Raw genomic sequence first — 1,224 nt, forward strand, 5'->3', positions numbered from 1 at the left:
GGGTTCACCCCCGTTTTCACGGACACTTACGAGAAGGCCGATCAAGGCCATGAGGAGTGTTCATGTCGAAGCGAAGGAAGTTCAGCACCGAGTTCAAGCGCGGTGCGGTTGAGCAGGCCAGCCAGCCGGGCGTCAGCTGTGCCCAGGTGGCCCGGGAGCTGGGGATCCGGGATGCATTGCTGACCCGCTGGAAGCGGGAGGCCCAGAGCCGGGGCCAGGTGGCCTTCGGTGGCACCGGGACGCCCCGGGACGAGGAACTGGCGCGGCTCAAGCGCGAGCTGGCCCGGGTGAAGAAGGAGCGGGATTTTTTGCGAGAAGCGGCGACGTTCTTTGCCAAGGGATCATCCTGAGGTATCAGGTGATCGAACGTTGCCGCGATGAGTTTCCAGTGCGACTGATGTGTCGTTGCCTGCGGGTCTCGGCCAGCGGTTACTACGACTGGAGTAAGCGCTTGCCCAGTGCCCGGGAGCGCGACAACCAGCGCTTGCTCGGCCGGATCCGTGAGTTGCATGAGGACAGCCGGGGCACATTGGGCGCCGGCCGGATGCATGAAGACCTTGCCGAGGAAGGCGAGACGGCGAGCCTGAACCGGGTGGCGCGTCTGATGGCGACCGATGGCCTGCAGGGTTGGCCGCGACCGAAGCGGCGAGGCCAGCGCGGCAAGCCGGCGCTGACGCCGCCGGGTGTGCGCAACCTGCTGGAGCGGGACTTCACCGCGTTGGAGCCGGAGACCAGGTGGGTCACCGAGATCACCGAGCTCAAGACCCGGCAAGGCAAGCTGTATCTGTGCATCGTGCTGGACCTGTTTGACCAGCGGGTGGTGGGGTGGTCAATGCATCATCGTCAGGATCGTCAGATGGTGATCAGGGCCGTGCAGATGGCGGTCTGGCAGCGCCAAGGCAGCCATCCACTGATCCTGCACTCCGACCGTGGCAGCCAGTTCCGAAGCGGCGACTACCAGCGTTACCTGGCGGCCAACGGCTTGGTGTGCTCGATGAGCGCGGTGGGCCACTGCGGTGACAACGCCGCGTGCGAAGGCTTCTTCGGCCTGCTCAAGCGCGAGCGGGTCTACCGCATGACCTACCCAACGCTCGATGCCGCGAGGGCGGATGTGTTCGAATACATCGAGCGGTTCCACAACCCGAGGATGCGACGAAGGGTCGCCAGGCAAGACCAGAAGTTCTCAGCCCTTTTACAACCGTCCGTGATTTCGGGGTAGAACCC

General features: G+C 64.6%; 1 protein-coding gene. It reads left to right on the plus strand.

Features of this window, described 5'->3' with window-relative positions:
* Positions 1-62: 62 nt before the first annotated feature.
* A protein-coding gene (locus ACVOL0_RS20350) for an IS3-like element ISStma5 family transposase (RefSeq protein ID WP_481550626.1) occupies positions 63-1,219 on the plus strand; the annotation gives its coding sequence in 2 pieces (ribosomal slippage) (positions 63-303 and positions 303-1,219; 1,158 coding nt in all).
* Positions 1,220-1,224: the final 5 nt, after the last annotated feature.

Source organism: Stenotrophomonas sp. STEN021 (assembly GCF_056760175.1).